Annotated in this window: 15 protein-coding genes; 5 read left to right on the top strand and 10 right to left on the bottom strand. The window is 56.7% G+C overall.

Annotated features, from left to right (window positions below; genetic code table 11):
* Positions 1 to 111: 111 nt before the first annotated feature.
* Entirely contained in the window at positions 112 to 1,185 is a 1,074-nt protein-coding gene (locus tag H7849_RS22855; protein ID WP_186742799.1) for a hypothetical protein, read from the top strand.
* Between the two features lie 63 nt (positions 1,186 to 1,248).
* Positions 1,249 to 2,130, top strand: a complete 882-nt coding sequence (locus H7849_RS22860) for a CPBP family intramembrane glutamic endopeptidase (RefSeq protein WP_186742800.1) — start codon at positions 1,249 to 1,251, stop codon at positions 2,128 to 2,130.
* Here the strand turns inward: H7849_RS22860 and H7849_RS22865 are convergent.
* The 3 genes from H7849_RS22865 to H7849_RS22870 all read right to left on the bottom strand — a co-directional run bounded on the left by H7849_RS22865 (position 2,037) and on the right by H7849_RS22870 (position 3,732).
* On the bottom strand, positions 2,037 to 2,789 hold the full coding sequence (locus H7849_RS22865) for a CPBP family glutamic-type intramembrane protease (RefSeq protein WP_251106424.1): 753 nt from the start codon (positions 2,787 to 2,789) through the stop codon (positions 2,037 to 2,039). The genes H7849_RS22860 and H7849_RS22865 overlap by 94 nt on opposite strands.
* A 263-nt stretch (positions 2,790 to 3,052) precedes the next feature.
* Complete coding sequence (locus H7849_RS27650) at positions 3,053 to 3,118, bottom strand: hypothetical protein (RefSeq protein WP_432756555.1); 66 nt, start codon at positions 3,116 to 3,118, stop codon at positions 3,053 to 3,055.
* Between the two features lie 230 nt (positions 3,119 to 3,348).
* Positions 3,349 to 3,732 (bottom strand): hypothetical protein, encoded by a 384-nt coding sequence (locus H7849_RS22870; RefSeq protein WP_186742801.1) that lies wholly within the window; start codon positions 3,730 to 3,732, stop codon positions 3,349 to 3,351.
* A 125-nt stretch (positions 3,733 to 3,857) separates the two neighbouring features.
* On the opposite strand from H7849_RS22870, the gene H7849_RS22875 reads away from it, so the two are divergent.
* From H7849_RS22875 to H7849_RS22885, 3 genes are read left to right on the top strand one after another with little or no spacing between them, the layout of a single operon-like run.
* Positions 3,858 to 5,159, top strand: a complete 1,302-nt coding sequence (locus H7849_RS22875) for an MFS transporter (protein WP_186742802.1) — start codon at positions 3,858 to 3,860, stop codon at positions 5,157 to 5,159.
* Between the two features lie 54 nt (positions 5,160 to 5,213).
* On the top strand, positions 5,214 to 5,936 hold the full coding sequence (locus tag H7849_RS22880) for a hypothetical protein (protein WP_186742803.1): 723 nt from the start codon (positions 5,214 to 5,216) through the stop codon (positions 5,934 to 5,936).
* Between the two features lie 20 nt (positions 5,937 to 5,956).
* The gene (locus tag H7849_RS22885; protein ID WP_186742804.1) at positions 5,957 to 6,505 is read left to right on the top strand and encodes a DUF1572 domain-containing protein; all 549 of its coding nucleotides are present in this window, start codon (positions 5,957 to 5,959) and stop codon (positions 6,503 to 6,505) included.
* A gap of 22 nt (positions 6,506 to 6,527) precedes the next feature.
* Here the strand turns inward: H7849_RS22885 and H7849_RS22890 are convergent, their stop codons facing one another.
* From H7849_RS22890 to H7849_RS26970, 7 genes are all read right to left on the bottom strand, one after another.
* Positions 6,528 to 7,190, bottom strand: coding sequence for a plasmid mobilization protein (locus tag H7849_RS22890; protein ID WP_186742805.1), 663 nt, complete (start codon positions 7,188 to 7,190; stop codon positions 6,528 to 6,530).
* 108 nt (positions 7,191 to 7,298) lie between these two features.
* On the bottom strand, positions 7,299 to 10,109 hold the full coding sequence (locus H7849_RS22895) for a phosphoenolpyruvate carboxylase (RefSeq protein ID WP_186742806.1): 2,811 nt from the start codon (positions 10,107 to 10,109) through the stop codon (positions 7,299 to 7,301).
* Between the two features lie 67 nt (positions 10,110 to 10,176).
* Positions 10,177 to 12,114, bottom strand: coding sequence for an ABC-F family ATP-binding cassette domain-containing protein (locus tag H7849_RS22900; protein ID WP_186742807.1), 1,938 nt, complete (start codon positions 12,112 to 12,114; stop codon positions 10,177 to 10,179).
* A gap of 105 nt (positions 12,115 to 12,219) precedes the next feature.
* Positions 12,220 to 13,581 (bottom strand): DUF2252 domain-containing protein, encoded by a 1,362-nt coding sequence (locus tag H7849_RS22905; protein ID WP_186742808.1) that lies wholly within the window; start codon positions 13,579 to 13,581, stop codon positions 12,220 to 12,222.
* A 33-nt stretch (positions 13,582 to 13,614) separates the two neighbouring features.
* A complete protein-coding gene (locus H7849_RS22910) occupies positions 13,615 to 14,553 on the bottom strand; it encodes a PfkB family carbohydrate kinase (protein WP_251106425.1) in 939 nt (312 codons plus the stop codon).
* Positions 14,550 to 16,277 (bottom strand): trehalase family glycosidase, encoded by a 1,728-nt coding sequence (locus H7849_RS22915; RefSeq protein WP_251106426.1) that lies wholly within the window; start codon positions 16,275 to 16,277, stop codon positions 14,550 to 14,552. Before H7849_RS22915 ends, H7849_RS22910 begins: the two co-directional genes overlap by 4 nt.
* A 104-nt stretch (positions 16,278 to 16,381) precedes the next feature.
* A complete protein-coding gene (locus H7849_RS26970) occupies positions 16,382 to 16,654 on the bottom strand; it encodes a hypothetical protein (protein WP_251106427.1) in 273 nt (90 codons plus the stop codon).
* Positions 16,655 to 16,691: the final 37 nt, after the last annotated feature.

The following is a 16,691-nucleotide window of genomic DNA, read 5'->3' on the forward strand; positions in this document are numbered from 1 at the left end:
CCGTCCAAGGGTGGATATATCTTTCAGCCCGCAGGCCCAAGACTACAGCCCAGCGGCGCTGTTACCGTGCAACGAGTTATTTCCATCTGAGGCTAGTCAACGGAACAAACAATGAAAATAAAAACCTGCAAAGCAGGACTCACGCTCGTCGCAACATTGCTCGTCACCTCCACATCATCCCGCCACAATCAGGCCTTAGCGCAGGGTTGTGTCGCGGCTCACTCGCCACAGCCGGTCATATCGGGGCTTGACCCGACCAGCCAGCCGCGGACAGTAGGCCTCCTTCATGGGCTGTCCGTCACAGTTGGCTTCCGAACCTATAGTTCGTATAAGCACTACATCGGCACGGTCCATCAAGTGCAACGCGCCGAGATGCACAATGAAGTGCAGAACCACGTCGATCTCTATGATCTGAGTCTCAGTTATCAGATGACGCCGCGCTGGAGCATCATCGCAGATATTCCCGGAATGACGGCGACACGTCATCAGCAGGGGAACGTCAACGTCTATCGCTCCGGCGGAATCGGAGATATGCTCGTTGGTGCACAGGCATGGGTCTGGCGGCCACCAACAGAGAGCAATGGCAACATCTCGTTTTCCATGCAGCTCAAGCTGCCGACCGGTATCAATGACGCTAAAGGTACGACCATTCTCTCCAATGGACAGAAGCAAGTCCGGCCCTTCGATGAGTCGATCCAGCCCGGCGACGGTACATGGGGATTTGCCCTCGGCACCAATGCCTATCGCCAGTTCTACTTTCACACCATCGGCTATTTCACCGGCTCGTGGCTCTTCAGCCCGCAGGACACGACCGGCGTCCTGACCTATCGTCCCGCACCCGGTGAAAACGTGATCTCCGCAACCGATCAATATCTATGGCGCGGCGGTTTTTCGCATGGAGTGCCGAAAGTTCGTGGCCTCGCGCTGAGCATTGGCGGCCGTATGGAAGGCGTTCCGGTGCGCGATGCCTTTGGCAGCAGCAACGGCTTTCGCCGTCCGGGCTACGTTATTTCCATCGAACCGGGCCTGGTGTACGCCCGCGGACGCAATATGTTCAACGTCAGTGGTCCATGGGCGATGGAACGTAATCGCAAAACCAGCGTGACCGACTACGCAAACCATACCCATGGTGACGCCGCCTTCGCGGATTACACGGTGATCGCCAGCTACACGAGAACCTTCTAGAAAGACAGATAACGCTCCGCCGAGGTAATGAAGCAGAAGCGTCCGATGCTCTAGCATGAAAACGTGATCTACGCGCATGCAGGGGTGATTGTTGCCGCAATATTGGCTGTGACGCCTCTGCTTCTCTTCGGCTTTGCGGGGGAGCGCTGTGTGGCAGCAGCCAGCAGGCAGCCTCTGGTTCTTCAACTTCTGCTGCCGGCAGTTTTAGTTATTCCCTATCTGCTTGTGTGCTGGCCAATTCACCGGCTCCGCCTCGGTTGGCTCGCGCTTTATCTGCTGCTGCCGGTCTCAGTCTCCGTTCTGTTGATGGTCACCGCGAAGATCGACCCACAAAAACGGGGACACGCGCTTGATTTTCTAGTGCTACTTATTTTGGGGCTAGCGGTTGACCTGCGCTGGTTTGAGGCGGCGTGGCCGCATGCCCTCGTTGCGCTCAACAAGCTCCTTCTTCTCGATGCCGGCCTTTACGGCTTCATGGTGATTCGCCAGCTTGATGGCGTTGGGCTCGATCTTCGCTGGCGGATTACGGATTGGAAGACGGGGTTACGCGAGCTTCTTTTCTACATGCCGATCGCAATTCCGTTGGGACTCGCCATTGGATTCCTGCACTTGCACCGGCACGTTGAGCGTGCATGGTTGCTGCCGGCGATCTGGCTCTTTACCTATCTGCTGATCGCCTTGCCGGAAGAGATTTTCTTTCGCGGATGGATGCAGAATCTCATTGAGCGCCGAATTGGGCGCACCGCGTCTCTTACCGTGACTGCTATCCTCTTCGGGCTCTCGCACTTCAATAAACGCACGGCGCACTTCAACTGGCGCTACGTTCTGCTGGCGGCCATCGCTGGCGTCTTCTACGGACGCGCGTGGCGCTCCGATAGAAGAATCGCAGCCTCATCCATCACCCATGCATGCGTGGATACTCTGTGGGGAGCGCTGCTTCGCTGAATGGCGCGATGCCGAGGCTGGTAGCGCAGATAGCCAAGCCCGACGCGCATGTGATGATGCATGGCATCCGGAACCGTAACGGCGACGCAGAGGCCCAGGATGCCGTGCGCTAGCCCGAGCGCATACAGATTGCGATAGCGAAGAAAGAACGGGCAGGCAATCAAAGCCCACACCAGCGTAAGGCAGATCAGGATGGGGTTTGGAATATGCGCAATCGCAAACAGCAGCGCCGCCGCCGCAATCGCCAGTGACCGTCGCGGCAGCAGTCGCACCAGTCGGGTCAGCACAAAGACCTGCACCAGAAACTCCTGCACAAATGACCAGATCAGATATCCGATCACACGCGTCCGCGTCGACAAACGCCCCACGCCGGGAAGTCCGTGAAGCGTGCCGAGTTCCTTCGCTGCCACAACTGCGAGCACAGCGAGGGCCAGGGTTGCCGCAACAATCCAAAGCGACCGCCTTGTCTCCGTCGGGGCCAGTCCAAGAGATTGCAGCTTCTCCCGGCGCAGTACTGTGATGCCGACAACCGCTACAACTGCCAGCCAATAGAGAATTCTTTGCGCCGGCATCGGCGTCCAGATCACAGCCAGAATCAGACCGTAAGCTGAAACGAGTTCCAGCAGATCGCGAAGCCGGGAATCTGCTTTAAGATTCACGCGATTCTCAAGCCAGAAAGCCTGCGCCCGTTCATGGGTGCAAGAGCAAAATAATATACCCAATTGCTTGCTGATGACAGCCGCATTGCGCTAATTCATTTGAGCTAGCCGAACAACTGATATTCGCTCCAGAACTGCGGCCAAGGGCAGTCCGAAGATTTTGCGTTGTCTATTTGATTTCACTCGCGAGAGGAATGCTCGCACCGTTCAGCTGCCGAGAACGACGCGGGCGGTTCTTATTCCGAATCGAATCGAACGCTAACCTAGCGCCAGTGACACTCGACGAAGACCCAGCCGCCGTGGCGCTCAGCCCAATGGGCAGGTACCACTCCGCGTGAGGATGAGGTGCAACGGCATATCGTCCGGGAACCCAGACATACGGAGCTCCATCCCAGCGGTGATATCCACCATCCCAGACGTATTCACAGAACAGAGGTGCCCGTCTTGGCTCGCACTATCTGTATGTCTGCCAAGACGGTCTAGTCCATTATCGTTCGCAGCAGCGGATACCGGCATTCCGTTGGCCGACGCCGGTCTGGTCCACATCCAGCTCGGGACCCTAGCCAGCCGCGTGCGGCTGGCCCTCAGCGCCTTCTTCCTTCGTTTCGTCTTTCTTCTCGCGCGCCTTTTTCGTCTTCCAGAAACCCTGCTGCAACCCGTACTGATCATTAATCTCCCAATCGATCAGCCGCTGCTCAGACTCTGCGCTTGACATCTCTTCGACCGAAGTAACTTCGATGCGCGCCACCTGATGCCACGGGTAGACATAGCGGCCGCGCAACAGAAAGCCGGACTTCGCCCAGTTTTCCATCAAGTCAGTAACTCTGCTCTTTACGTCCTCGCGGCTTTCAAAGGGCAGAAGGTCGAAAGATTCTCCATTTGCCAAATGGACCGTTGCATGGGCAATCAGTACTGTATCGGGCGGCAGTGTTTCTTCAGGCAAGAATATCTCCCTTTCTCAGATGTTCTTCAGTTGAGATGCAGAGAAGACGGGGTCGGTAAACTAATGGCCGTCCTGGGCGAAACGCGAAACTAAAATGGCGCGGGTATCATAGCTATAGACTACGCATGTCAGACCGATCTTTCGTCTCAGGCTCTGCAGCATTTCTTTCTCGCGATTTTCGCCGCTATCAGCTCGCGCGCGTATTGGTCATCGTCGGCGCCGAGGCGCAGACTTTGGCTGTGGCGTGGCTCGTTTACCAGATAACGCATAGCGCCCTCTATCTCGGTTACACCGGATTGGTTCTTTTCCTGCCCGGACTTCTCTTTATGTTGCCGGCAGGCCATGCTGCCGACCGGTTCGATCGGCGCCATGTGATTCTCATCTGTTACGCGCTGCAGGCGTTCTGTACTGCCGCCCTGTTTATCTTTGCCTGGCATGGGCTGCGCGCCATCTGGCCAATTTTTGCCACACTTTTTCTCATCGGAACCGGGCGCGCGTTCAGTGGTCCCGCTGCTTCAGCCCTGATTCCGCATCTCGTCCCCAAGGAACACTTTGTTAACGCAGTTACCTGGGGCGCGACCATTTTTCAAATCGCCAATGTTGCCGGTCCGTCTCTTGGAGGCATTCTCTACACCTTACCCCTGCAGGGGCGCATTGCCGGCGCCAGCATCGTCTTTCTCTTTACGCTGGTCACGCTCATCGGGTTTCTCCTGCTCATTTTCTCCCTGCACGTGCGTCCGGGGCGCATGGAACATCGCGCTATGTCCACCGAAGTGATACTCGCTGGCATTCACTATGTCTGGAGAACGCAAATTCTGCTCGGCTCCATATCGCTCGATCTCTTTGCTGTGCTGCTCGGCGGTGCAGTCGCGCTCATGCCGATCTTCGCGCAGGAGATCCTGCAAACCGGCCCCCGCGGGCTCGGCCTGCTGCGCGCTGCGCCGGCCATCGGAGCGCTGGCAGTCTCGATGTGGTTGACCTGGCGGCCAATTCAGCGCCGCTCCGGGGCGAAGATGTTTTTCTGCGTCGGTATTTTCGGCGCAGCGACCATTCTCTTCGGCCTATCCAAAAGTCTGCCTCTGTCGCTGCTCGCACTCGTTCTCGTCGGTGCGTCTGACATGGTCAGCGTCGTCATCCGTTCCTCGATTCTGCAGCTTGCCACGCCGATTGAAATGCGCGGTCGCGTGAGCGCAGTCAATTCGCTCTTTGTCGGAGCCTCAAACGAGTTGGGCGAATTCGAAAGCGGTCTCACCGCCTCCTGGTGGGGAGCAGTACGCGCCGTCGTCATTGGCGGCATCGGCTCGCTGGCCGTCACCGGCATCTGGAGCTTTTTATTCCCCAACCTCCGCCGTGCTGACCAGTTCACGCCAGAGGCGCTCCTGCAGGCAGACTTGGAGCAATCGGCTCAGGAAGTCCGCCAACTTTGACGGCCAACGGCCAGCATCCAAACTAGAGAGCAGTTCAAGAACAAGGCGGTAACAGTGAAAACATGGCAAAAGGTCGGACTGAGCACCTTGCTTGTCCTGATCGTCTTTAGCGTCCGAATCTATTTCGTGTGGAAAGAGCGTCACGAGCCGATGGTGCAGAAGCAGCAGCGGCAGGAGCGCCCGCTAACCAACGACGACATTGTTTCGCCACGTAAGCTCTACATTGACGATGTGAAGTCGGCGAAAACCCTGATTGGCAAGACAGTCTGGATTCAGGCCGGCTTTGAGCTTGAGTATTTCCCTTATGCGGGACACACTATCAACTTCGCCCACAAAATCGGAGTTCTACCCAGCGTCCAAGCGTTGGAGGTGAAGGACATCGCCCTCGAAAAGGCGCCCCCAAGCAAAACCAGCCGCATTCCCCGTGGCGACAGACAAGTCTTTGCCGTCTTTCAACTGCCCGGAGATGCCAGCGAATACGCGACCCCCATCGGCTATGAGCAGGGAATCGATTCGACGTATTTCTGCGACGACATTTTCTACTACGATGATCCCCACCAGATGTATAAGCACTGGTCCGCAGATGTTTGGCAAGCTGTCGATCAGCATCAGCCCAAGCCGGGCATGAACGAACTGCAGGTCGCCATGGCGCTCGGCGTAATCCAGCAATCTGATTCATCGAACTACGGCAACCGCACTGTGCACTATGACGCGGGCGGAAGACAGTGGAATGTCAGTTTTCAAAATGACAAGGCGACCAACGTGCAAGCCCAATAGTTTTAGGGGACAATCAAAGCATGGCCCTTGAATTCACTACCTCTTATGTAACTGATTCAGTGGCAATCTTTCGCCAGTTCAAGAAGCTTGCCGAGGCTGCCCTCGCCCAGGTAAGTGACGAGCAACTGCAAACGGTCATCGATCCGGAAAGCAATTGCCTCGCCATCATCGTGAAGCACATGGCCGGAAATATGCGCTCGCGCTGGACAGACTTTCTCACCACCGACGGAGAGAAGCACGATCGCAATCGTGACAGCGAATTCGAGGAGCCTCCAGCAACGCGCGCCGAGTTGATGCGCATGTGGGAAGAAGGTTGGAGCCGGCTTTTTACCGCTTTGGAGCCGCTGACGGATGCGGACTTAGGCCGAACCATTACCATTCGCGGCGAAGCGCATTCGGTCATGCAGGCCATCAATCGGCAGGTCGCCCATTATTCATACCATTGCGGACAGATTGTCTTTCTTGCCAAGCACTTGCAGGCCGGAAATTGGAAATGCCTCAGCGTTCCGAAAAAACAATCCGATGAGTTCAACCGGCGCGTCAAAGCAGGCGAAGCCAGCCAGCGCTGACGATTCCATCAAGACTGCGTGATCAGACGCGAATGGCGAGCGCTGTCGTCTTCCGGAAAAATATCCTTCGCACGAAGCGCACCCAGGACGCGAAAGGAAACATCTGCATCGATTGCATTTGTTTCTGCTCGGCAAGCGTTGCCGCTAATTGTGCGCGCAGACTTTCCACTTCGAAGATGCAATTCCGCAGATAGCAAGAGACGGAAAGGTTCTCGGCTTCCGCGCGCCTTTTTAGCAGCGCATGTTCGACCGTTGAAACTCGCAAAGAAAGTGCTGTGGTTTTGCGCTCCATTGCCAGTTCCTGCGACGGAGCCGACACCTTGTCGGCTAGAACGTGGCGGAATTCTGGCGGGGCCGGTACAACAACCGGCTCAGCAACGCGTGACCACTTTGCATCTTTGGATTGTGCGTGTTTCACGTTTCGTCTAGCTGGAATTCTCTTCTTTGGCGCCGCTGACTTTCCGGTCGCTCGATGGTTATCGTTTGTGGCCGAAGTTGGCGCAGGCTGCTCAGCTTTTGGCGAGGACGCTTCCGAACTTGCGCGAGGCCGTCTCTGTCGAATGGCCTCGTCGTACGTAAGCTCTCGCACGCCGTCCTTTGCGCGCGTGGATGCTTGTGTGCCAGCCCACTCCTGGAAACGGCTCACAATGGCGTTGATGTCTTCAATCGGTGGTTGCGTACTCATGCGCCGAGTGTATTCCGACGAGCGCCTCGCCAACAGCCGCACCGACGGAAATCGAACAGTGAAAACCCAATGCGGAACACGCAATGCGCAGAAATGCCGTTTCGGGAATCAGCCCGTATTTCGCAGCCCTGCTGAGATTCCGTTGATCGTCCCCGCAATGGCGCGGTTGATCTCGTCAGTGTCCTCACCCGCCCGCTTACGCCGCAGCAAATCAACTTGAATCAGGCTCATGGGGTCAACATATGGATTACGCAGCCGGATCGAATGAGCGAGCATCCGGTTCGTCTCAAGCAGTTCCTTCTGCCCGGTCACAGCGAGCACTGCAGCAAGCGTGCGATTGAACTCCGCCTCAATCTTCGAGAAAACCCGAGTACGCATCCCCACATCCGGCACAAGGGAGGCATAGAGTGAAGCAATGCCCAGATCGGCCTTCGCCATGGCCATCTCCACATTGCGAATAACGTCAATGAAGAGCGGAAACTCAGCCATCATGTCGCGCAGTAATTTCGCTCCGCCCGGCTTTTGCGAATATTGCTCGATGGCATACCCCACGCCAAACCATGCAGGAACAAGCTGACGGCTTTGGGTCCATCCGAAAACCCAGGGAATCGCACGTAGATCGGCGAAGGCGCGTTTGCCGCTGCGCCGCGCCGGACGCGATCCGATCTTGGCATGCTCCAGCTCGGCAACCGGAGTGGCCGTCTCAAAATAACTCAGCACCTCCGGGTCATCGATGATCTGCTCTCGATAAAAATGAAACGCTGTGTCCGAAAGCTCCTCGAGAGCTGCTTCCCACTCCGGTAGCAAAATCCCCGACTGATGCCCATGTGGATCAAGCGTGTTCGGACGCGCCAGAGCATCGAGCGAGGCCGCGATCATCAGCTCAAGATTGCGTTCCGCAAGAACCACATCGGAATATTTCCAATTCAGAACCTCGCCCTGTTCGGTAATGCGAATCTCACCCTCAAATGCGCCCACAGGTTGCGCGTAAATCGAGCGATGCGTGGGACCGCCGCCGCGCCCAACCGTACCGCCGCGTCCATGGAAGAGGCGCAGCTTCACGCCGCACTCGCGAGCCACTTCGTGCAACGCCCGATGTGCGCGGAAGATCTCCCATGTGCTCGTGAGCATCCCCCCGTCTTTATTGGAATCCGAGTAACCCAACATGATCTCCTGCATGTTGTTCCAGGACGCGAGCAGCGCGCGATACTCCGGCAGATTCCAAAGGCTGCGACAAACCTCGGGAGCATTGCGCAGGTCTTCAATTGATTCGAATAGCGGGACCGGCATCAGCCCAGGATCATTGCCTTTGGCCGCCGCTTCAACCCCTCCCAACCGCGCGAGCCACAACACACCGAGCACATCTTCCACACTGCTCGCGCCGCTGATTACGTATTGTCGAATCGCCTCCGGGCTGCAGCCTGCTTTCACTTCCGCAATCGTGCGGAAAGTCTCAACCACATCGGCAGCTTCTTTGCTTAGTCCCTGCGGCACGATCGATGCATTTCCCGCGCACCAGTCCGAGGTCTCCTGCAGCGTCTTCTTGTGGAGCTTTGCGTGTTGTCGAATATCCAGGGTGTGCAAATGCAGGCCAAAGGTGCGCACCAACAGTATCAGTGGATCGATGAGCGTCTGCGCAAGCCGCAATCCCTCATTCTCCGCCAGGCTGCGGCGCAACGCGCTCAAATCATCCAGCAACTCCTGCGCGCTGCCATACGCCGGCAAAGCGCTGAGCGCCGACTCCAGACTGTCAGCATCAGATGCAGCGTCACCAGCAGCACGCAGCAGACGCGCATGCACGCAGACCATGAACCGCCGATACAACTCAAATTCAAAGCGCGCGCCGAAGAGCTGCTGCGTACCGGCCCGCAATTCTGTGAGATATCCATCCAGCCGCTGCTTCAATTCATTGCTGATCGGCAACTGCTGCGCCGAGGTAGTCAGAAGGTCGATGATCAACTGCACCTGCTGTTGGTAGTGGGCAAGCAGTCGGGCCCGTGCTGAGCGGATCGCTTCGCGCGTGACATCCGGCGTCACAAATGGATTGCCATCGCGATCGCCTCCAATCCAGGATCCGAAGCCGAGCAATAGAGGCAGCTCTGAGATGTCAATGTCGAGCCCATATTCGCTTGCGAGCGCTGCAGAAACCTCTTCGTACAGCTTCGGCAGCGTAGCGAAGATGGAAACATCGTAGTAATCGAGCCCCATCTTAATTTCATCGTTTACAGTAGGGCGACGGCTGCGAACCTCATCGGTTTGCCACAGAGCCGTGATTTCAGCCATGAGCTGCTCCTGCAGCCGCAAAATCTCTTCATCCGGAACCGGAATGCGATCGAGGTCTTCGAGAAACTCGCCAATGCGCCGCCGCTTGAACAGAACCGAGCGCCGCGCAATCTCCGTAGGATGCGCCGTAAACACAGGCACGATAAAGACGTGCCTCAGCCAGTCCATCGCCTCTGTTGCCGAGATACCAACCCGCTTCATCTCCCGCAGAGTGCCGCGCAATGAACCTCGCTGCCTTGAACTGTCTCCACTGAGTTGTAGCGACAGACGCCGCCGCTTGCGGTGATTCGTCTCAGCCAGATTGATCAGCTCGAAATAAAACGCAAAGGCCCGGCTCAACTGGTAAGCCTGCTCCACAGGCAACGTGCTGATGCTGAGAACCGTCCGTTGCAGACGGTCTTCCGCTTCCTTCGACTTGCCCGCTGCCTGCTCTTCGCGGCGACGAATCGCGGACTGCCGCAGCTCCTCGACTTTCTCATACAGAGCATCGCCAGCCTGTTCGCGCAGCACATCTCCCAACAGCGTGCCGAGTGAACGAACATCGCGACGCAACGGAGCTTCTTTCAGGTCGCCCGAGCGTGCTTCCAACTCAGCCAGGCGTTGTGACCAGCTTTCCGGTTTCCAAAGGAGCGGCATAATTTGATTATGCAGGAGGACCGACGCTTCAGGCACACACGCCGCACGTCGTGAAACAATAAATGAATTAGCTGCTCACCTGCTGCTCTTCCACCTGAAGCATTAACTCCTCCCAGTCGGTCGTGAGCAAACCATGCTGTTCTCGTAGCGACTCGAGCAGGCGGCTAAGCCTTTCCGTCTCTTCCACGCTTACGAAAATGCCGAGCGAATGCTCGGTCTCCACGATGGAAGCTTCCACGCGCGGAATCTCTTCCTCAACAAAGGCAAGCCGTTCCTGCATCTGCCGCAAGCGAATCGGGTTCACGCGACGGACCTTTTCCTTCTCGGCCGTCTGAATCACTACCGCAGCAGGAGTCTCCTCCACCACGGCTACAGCGGGCGCAGCCGTCGTCGTTACAGCACCGCCTTCCTTGCGCCACAGATAATCCTCGTAATTTCCCGGAAAAACGTGGACGTGACCGCCTTCGACCTCAAAAACGCGCGTCGCCAGCCGATCAATAAAGTAGCGGTCATGTGAGACGAAAATCACCGTGCCGGTAAATTTATTCACCGCATCCAGCAACACATCTTTGGCGCGCAGATCGAGGTGATTCGTCGGCTCGTCCAGCAGCAGAAAATTCGCAGGGCTGACAAGAATGCGCGCCAGTGCATAGCGATTGCGTTCGCCGCCTGAAAGAACCCCGAGCGGCTTGAAAACATCGTCGCCTGAGAAGAGAAAGCAGCCAAGGAGACTCCGCAGATCGGTCTCCGGCACACGCTGCGCAATGCGGCCGATGTCCTCCAGCATGCGTGCTCCGGGATCGAGCACCTTGTACTGATCCTGCGCAAAATAGTCCGGCAACACATTGTGTCCCAGTCGAAGCACACCTGACGTCGGCCCCTCCAGCGCGGAGAGCATCCGAATCAGCGTCGACTTGCCTGCGCCGTTCGCGCCGACAAGTGCGATGCGGTCCCCGCGCTCGATGGTAAAACTCACGTTGCGCAGGACCTGCTTCTCACCGTAGCTCTTGCTCAGGTTTGAAACCTCAACTACCGTGCGTCCTGAAGCCGGAGGCTGGGGAAAAGTGAAGTGGATCGCCTGTTCTTCCTGTGGAATCTCGATGCGCTCGATCTTTTCGAGTTCCTTGATACGGCTCTGCACCTGTTTCGCCTTGGTGGCCTGATAGCGGAAGCGGCTGATAAATGCTTCCAGATGCTCAATGTGCTCGCGCTGGTTGCGATACGCGGCCTCAAGCTGCGTGCGTCGCTCTTCTTTTTGCTGCAGATACTTCTCGTAATTGCCGGAGTAGAAGTGCAGCCCCTTGTTCCAAATCTCCACAATCTTGTTCACCGTCACATCAAGAAAGTAGCGATCGTGCGAGATCAGAATGTAGCCGTTCGGATAGCCGCGTAGATATTCTTCGAGCCAGTTGCGTGTTTCGAGATCAAGATGATTCGTTGGCTCATCTAGCAGAAGCAGATTCGGTTTTTGCAAAAGCAGCTTTGACAGTGCAATGCGCATCTGCCAGCCGCCGGAAAACTCCTCTGTCCGTCGCGCCCAGTCTTCCTTGCTAAAGCCTAGACCGGCAAGCACGGCGCCTACCTGCGCATCCAGCGCGTAACCATCGTGAGCGTGAAACCTCGCGCTCAGATTCGAATACCGTTCCGCCGCAGTACCATAGGCGCCGCTGTCTGGATCAAGCTCAGCCAGCGAAGCGGCCAGGGTTTCCAGTTCCTGCTCAATGCTGCGAAGTTCGTCAAAGACGGACAGGCACTCATCGAAGACCGTGCGGCCTGAAAGCGATAGACCGTCCTGCGGCAGATAGCCAATGCTCATCCCCCGGGTGCGTTGCAGGTTGCCATAGTCAAGTGAGTCAAGGGCCGCCAGCGTTTTCAGCAGAGTAGATTTACCCGTGCCGTTCGCACCGACCAGAGCCGTGCGTTCGCCAGCAGTGATGAGCCAGTTGGCGTGTTCAAAAAGAAGCTTTGGGCCGAATCGTTTGCCGGCGTCGGCAAGTTGCAGCATGTTTCTATTTTAGCGAGCCAGCAAGTTAGCGTGCCTTTGGCGCAAGCAAGTTGGCAAAGAACGGGAAACACTCCGCAAGTCCGTAGCTGATTTGCTTGTTTCTTTTTAGGCTGACTTGCTGACCTGCTTAACCGGCTGACTCGCTGGTTTGCTCTTCGGCGCATGGCGCGATTTGAGCAGTGCTTGCCAGTCGCGCTCTGTCTGGTCCGCATAGGCTTCGGCAAATTTCATAATCGCGTCAGCGAATCGCCTTCCGCTGCCGATGTAACCGGCCAGCATGCTCGCATCGCCGGACCTCGAATGTCCACGAGCCAGTAATTCGCCGCACATTTCACCGTATTCCAGCAATCCAGGGCCCCTAAGATCTTCGAGTTCGATGCTCGCCTTGTGATCATTCAACTGCCGTACCAGATATTGCCGGTGCCCGATCGTCGTCCATCCCAGAAAAGGATCGGACAGAAACTGCATCGCGCGTTGTCCATTGGCCACACGCTCACCTTGATGGTGAGGGCCGTGGTACTCAAGGTATTTTGCGTAACCTGACTCCGGTTCTTCCTTGATCTGCAGAAAGAGCGGATCGGCCCTGCCGTTGCCTTCGAAATACACAAGATAATCGCGCAATCCAACCGATCCAGTGCCCACCACCTTGAAACCCACATCCACCGGGCGATATTGCGCAAAGAAGTGCTGTCGTTCCGGCAAAAGATTCTTCCGGTATTCCTGCAGTGACGCCAGGACCACACGCGCTTGTGCTGACGAGAGGCGCGTCAGAAGAGGCTTTTCCTCTTTGAAGATTCGCCTTCCTGTCTCTTCGTTTCTGTTCGTCTCCGGAATCGTGAGCTGCTCCAGCGTATGCATAGGCGTCGAGCGCTCGGCTTTCAGCAAAGCCGTTGACACCGGAGTGATCCGTTGCAGGCGATGTACCTGATAGCGGGCCATATCCAGAACCGGCATTTTCGAAAACATCTCTACATATTTCCGATAGCGCGCAACGAGACCATTGACGGCTTCTTCGCACTGTGCGCGCTTGATGCTGAGTTCGCGCCCGGCAAGCACCAGGCTGGTAGCAAGGCGCTTCAAATCCCACTCAAACGGCCCGCGAATGGTTTCGTCGAAGTCGTTAATGTCGAAAACGAGCCGCCCATCCGGAGCGGCATACGCGCCCAGGTTGCGCACGTGCGCGTCCCCGCAGATTTGGTTCACTATGCCGGTATGAGGCAGCAGAGAGAGATCGGCAGCCATGATCGGTACAGCGCCGCGAAAGAAACCGAATGGCGAGGCCGCCATGCGCTCGTATTTCAGGGCAATCAGCGATGGCACCCGCCCACGCATCGACTCTTCGAGCAGGGCAATGGGATTATGCCGTCGATGCTGCGGTTGCCATTGACTGTGATCCTGCCGGCGTAACTGTTTTCTCCGCGACTGCCCGATGGCGCGTCGCTCCTGGGAACTGGACAACTCGATCATTTCTAACTGCCTCGTTCAATCTCGATTGACGTTTTATTGTACGGTCGCTTGCGTGATCTGCGCTTCGATATCTTCACGCACATCGGCGGGCAGCGCAGGCATCGCGCCTCTCTGGGAAGCCACCCACGATCCCCATCGGTTCCCGGCCTCATTCAAAACAGGCAGCGCCGCGCCCTGCAGATAAGAACGAACCAGGGCCGCCGTAAAAGCGTCTCCAGCGCCCACGGTGTCCGCGACTTTCGTCGCAATTCCGTGATGGCGATGATGCGCCCCATGCGTTACCAGCAGGCTGCCCTGAGAGCCCATCGTGACGCACACCAGCTGCAGAGGAAAGCGATCCAGCAGCATGCGAGCGCAGTTGAGAAGTGAAGCCTCGTCTGATCCGGAATTTGTCACGAGGCCGAGCAGGGACATCACGTCCGGCATTTCCATTTCATTCAACTTCAGCAGGGTGACACGCGCAAGCGAGTCTGTAAGTACCTTCGCGTCATAAAATGGCTTCCGCAAGTTCACATCAAAAACACGCACGCACTTTTCCGTTGTTGCTGCCAGAAATGAGTGGATTGCTTCACACGACACTTCATGTCTCTGCGCCAGGCTTCCGAAACAGACAGCATCCGCGCGCCGCGCCAACTCCAGCCAGGCCGGCGTGCAGTTGAGAAAGTCCCACGCCACCGGCTTGTGAATCACATACTCCGGCTGGCCATCCTGCAAGGTTACGGAAACGCTCCCCGTAGGATGATCGTCATCAACTTGCAAATAGTTCAATTCCGCAGGCAGTGGCTCAAGATAAGCGCGAGCCTCGTCGCCGAGCGCATCGCGTCCAATTCGGCTGGCAATAACTCCATAGTTCCCCAGCCGAGCCGACATCACGGTGAAGTTTGCCGGAGCGCCGCCAAGTTGTTTGCCGCTCGGCAGTAGGTCCCACAGCAGCTCACCCAAACCCACGATGAGCTTCGGTTCACCGCTCACTGCTTGCCCCCTGTTTGGGCAAGCAGCAGCTGCATCTTCAAATACGCCGCATTGCTCCAGCCAAAGCCCACCTCATTCGTCTTATATCCCGTAGCGACATCGAGTTGGGATGAGCCGCTGACAACGTCGTATTTCTCGCGAATCGTGTGATCGTGCTCGAAATTGACCTTGATCGTGTGGCTGAAGCTTTCCGAAAGGCGTCGCGCGTCCGCGATATCGCCCACCTTCCATAAGCCGGCAATGGCAATCCATGAGGGCGGAGCCCATCCATACGGCAAATCCCACTGTGTTCCGGAGTTAAACGTGCTCATCGCCAGCCCGCCCGGCTGCTCAAACCAATGCAATGATTTCTCCAGCCCCTTGATCTGCTCCTCATCTGCCAAACCGGCCCACAGGGGAAAGAATGTCGTCACATACCGATACGTCGATTGCTTGTGCGCCATGTAGTCGTAATCGAAAAACATGCCTTCGCTGGCATTCCACAAATATTTGTTGATCGCCGCCTTGCGCGCATCGGCCTGTGCATTCCACTGCTTTGCCTCATCGGTCTTGCCCAGCTTTTCAGCCATCCACGCCAGGTCGCGCTCATATTTGTAGAGTAGGCTATTCAAACAAATCGGCGCATCATGATGCGTCGAGCCGCTGAAGGGCCCAAAGCGAAAACTCGGGTCATATCCCGACTCGCGCATCGCGCGATCTCCGCGATAGAAGTCCGCCGAGAGCCAGTGCCCATCCACATGCGCGTGTGCGCAGACGTGCGAGACGCTGATATCGCAACTCGTCTTTGCCAGCTCGGCCTGTTGAGCCGCATTCGGCTGATCAGGACCGTCTACAAGATAATCCGTGTGCACGTCCGGATGTGAAAGCAGCCATCGAATCACATCCGGATAATAAGTACTGTCATCCTCCTGCTCGGGAACCGGCCCCTCGCCCAGATCGAAATAGCGAGCAAGCCCGGTGTCACCGGCTCGATGAAAATCACTCAGCCAAAGGTTGTGATCTCGCACGGCATATCCGTAACCACGCGACAGCCATGCCTCGGCCTGTTTCCGATCGCCAGCCTTCGCTGAAAGCCGCGCGTCATACACATCGCGAATCATCGAGGACAGAAAAGGAGGCTGAGAGCGCGTTAGATAATAGGTGCGATTTGCGTTCAGAATGCTGCCATAGTGTTCAATCTCAAAGAAGAAGTTCTCAACCATGCCCTGCGCCAGATCCACGCGCCCATCGCGCAGCAGTCCGAGCAGGATGAAGTAGCTATCCCAGCCGTACATCTCATTGAAGCGCCCGCCCGGCACCACGTATTTGTTGGGAAGATAGAGCAGGCCGGGAACCTTGATCGATCGCGGATCAACTTCTCCAATATGGGTAATGCGATGCGGCAAGCGCTCTACATCGACATTGCACTTCGAGTGTAGCGCGGCTACTTGTGGCGGCTCATCAATCTCCTGCGGAATATACAGCACTGGAGCGGTCTTCAGCTTGGGATCAATCAGCGAGGTGCAGTCGGTCATCGATCTTGATAGCGTGTCCCATGCCCGGTGAATGTATTGATCGATCGTGGCCGCCGCCGGTGCCGATGGCGGCTTTGTCGCCGTTGCAACCTGCGCAAGCACAGCCGCTTGGCAGAGTGCGAGAATGGCCACACTGCGGCGGAGGCTCTTCATTGCCAGACGAACGTTCGGGGAACCAACGCACAAGCCAGGAATTGCCTCTAAGTTCATAGCGCACCCGTATTCTGTGAAAGGCTCTGAACGTGCACGATCAAAAGCCCTTGGAAAGTCTTCCTGCGACAACCAAGAAGAATAGTCGCTCAAGGCGCATCTTGCTATGGATCGCAGCGATTTTTTTCCTTCTCGTAGTCGCCGCCTTCATTGCCGTCGAAGTAGGCCTGCACCGCGCAGAACCCATCCTGAAAGCCCGAATAGTGGATACGCTCAGCACGCGTTTCGACAGCCGCGTCCAACTCGCCCATTTCCACGTCTATTTCCTTAAGGGATTTCAGGTGTCCGGCTCCGGTCTCCGGATCTATCCCAACCAGATCGAAATGGACAGCCCGCTCTTCGCCGTTAACAATTTTTCCTTCCGCACCACCTGGCATGGACTCCTTCACACGCCGATGTTTGTCGACAGGGTCA

Origin of the sequence: Alloacidobacterium dinghuense (assembly GCF_014274465.1) — a bacterium.
GTDB classification, from domain to species: domain Bacteria; phylum Acidobacteriota; class Terriglobia; order Terriglobales; family Acidobacteriaceae; genus Alloacidobacterium; species Alloacidobacterium dinghuense.